Source organism: Chamaesiphon polymorphus CCALA 037, assembly GCF_003003845.1.
In the GTDB taxonomy this organism is placed as follows: domain Bacteria; phylum Cyanobacteriota; class Cyanobacteriia; order Cyanobacteriales; family Chamaesiphonaceae; genus Chamaesiphon; species Chamaesiphon polymorphus.
Map to the genome: position 1 here is coordinate 1 of NZ_PVWO01000699.1, position 2340 is coordinate 2340.

At 45.1% G+C, this 2340-nt stretch carries 1 protein-coding gene; it reads left to right on the top strand.

The genetic code is table 11. The annotated features are described in order from the left end of the window. Positions 1-119 precede the first annotated feature (119 nt). Positions 120-2340, top strand: a 2221-nt coding sequence (locus tag C7B77_RS28430; RefSeq protein WP_245894512.1) for a DUF5724 domain-containing protein, incomplete at its 3' end; no start/stop codon positions are given.

Genomic DNA, 2340 nt, shown 5'->3' on the forward strand with positions numbered 1-2340 from the left:
AAAACTAATTACTCCGACTTTTTTCATTACCAATCAATTTTTGAAAGACTATTCTCCTACTTTTTCAGCAAGCCCTACATACTTTATATCGCTGGTTGGGCGATCGATCGCCTAAGTTGATGATTCCTTATCTAGCCGCCGCTGAATCCTATCAACGGGCAACTATCGCTAAAGATTTAGCAAAGATCCAGCCGTGGGATGCGGAAATTCGCAATACATTATTCGATCTCACTGGCGATGCTAGTAGCTATGTGCGGCAACAGGTTTTAGAAATACTTACAAAATGCCAGATCGAAAAAGCTGAAGCCGCCCATTTAATCGGCTTACTCACTCGTAAGTCTAGCGATTTACGTCAAGGAATTTTGGGTTTATTACTCAAGCAATCGGATGAAGATGCGATCGATTCTGCCCGATTGTTATTAGCTGCTAAAGATAAGTTGCAGCGACAAGCAGGGTTGGAATTAGTTGCAGAATTAGTCAAGGGAAATCGCTTAGTAACTGAGTGTCAATCGATCGCGCAAACATATCAAACCACGCGCGGCGATAAAATTACTACCGCCGAAACGCAACTATTAGAACGAATTTTTGCGCGAGAGTCTCAACCTGTAAGTTTGCGGGATGCGTTGGGTTTAGTCAATCTAGCCGATTTATACGTACCCGAACCAGTAACTTGCAATAATCCTGTCGAACTAAATACGGCTGCGGCGAAAAGTACTTTATTGGCGATCGATGAATTAATTCACCAACATCGTCAAACACCGATTCAGATCGCTTATCGTAATGGTGAAATCGAGGAAGAACTACTCGGAAATTCAAAGTGGAAATTCCCTTTGTTTCAGAACGATCTATCTCCAGCCGAAAATTTGGCGCGGTTGCCGTTAGCTGATGTCTGGGAAAACTGGTATCACAGCAATCGACTTCGAGATGAAGATGATTCAGAACTAATTCGGGCGATTGCGCCCCGCTACTGTGCGAGTATCGATCGATATGGAAAACTAACAGAATACTTAGATTATTCCACTTCTCCTTACTATGGATTACGCACCGCGTTCGATAAATCCTTCGCGGGAATTAAGTTAGATTTACGCTATCCAGAGTTGGTCGATCGCATTATTTACTGGTTGCTTTATCTACATCCCCAGTCTCAAAAAATAGAGTTTCGTTTAAACTTATTAACACATGTTTTAGCAACATTAGTAGATCCGCTCGAATTGCAAAAGTCAATCGCGATTAACGAGCGATCTCAACAGATCGATACCTATGATTTAGAAAATTTTATTGCTGCTGTTAAGAACTTTGCACAACCAGGCGAGGAAGAATCTGACAAACATATTTGGCGGTGGTGGCAAATGATTAATTGGATCGATGGGAGTATTTGGCACCAACTGATTCGCTATGGTAGAGCGGTAAACCTGAGAAATATAGCAGTTGCTCATCGATTGGGTTTTGCTAGCAGTGCCGATGTTATTTACTATCTATTGGGCAACCGATTCGAGCCAGAAATACCAGAGAGTGCTACTCCAATCCAGCAGGTGAGAAGGGATTTTTCCGATCTCAAAAATCTCACTCGGCGAAAATTATCGGATCTAGATCCAGTCATGAATATCGCGATCGAAGCTGCCAAACTCTGTCGCGATCGCATCCTCGAAATTGAATGCCAACGGGGAGATTTACCCACAGCAGCGACTAATGCAGCACTGGCTTTGAGATCGATCGAAGGTATTCCGACGATCGTTAAACTATTGCAAGGATTGGACAATTCCACCTTCGTGCGCGGCTATAGTTACGGCAACCAGAGCAAAGCCGCCGTCATGAGCCACTTGATGCGGATTAGCTTTCCCGCCAGTAACGATACGCCTGTAGAATTTGCCCGCCAAGTCAGAGCGGCGAAAATTAGTGAAGAAAAGCTGATTCAATTTGCCTTCTTTGCGCCCCAATGGGTGAATTATATCCAACAAGCCATCGATCTCCCTGGCTTTGCCGAAGGAGTCTGGTGGATTCACGCCCATACTAAAGATAATAACTGGTCGGTCGAACAAGACGTGCGGGAAATTTGGGTGGCGCAAATTGCCGAACGGACTCCGCTTTCGGCGAGTAGTCTAGTCGATGGAGCCGTCGATGTGGAATGGTTTGGGCGAGTTTACGCCACCTTGGGCGCAGAACGCTGGCAACAGTTGGATAAAGCGGCTCAATATGCCTCCAACGGCGGCGGACATCAACGCGCCAAACAGTTTGCTAATGCCATGTTAGGGCAGATCGACAGGAAAGAATTACTCGATCGAATTACCAAAAAACGCCACCAAGATTCCATCCGCGCCCTCGGCTTGTGTCCCTTAGATC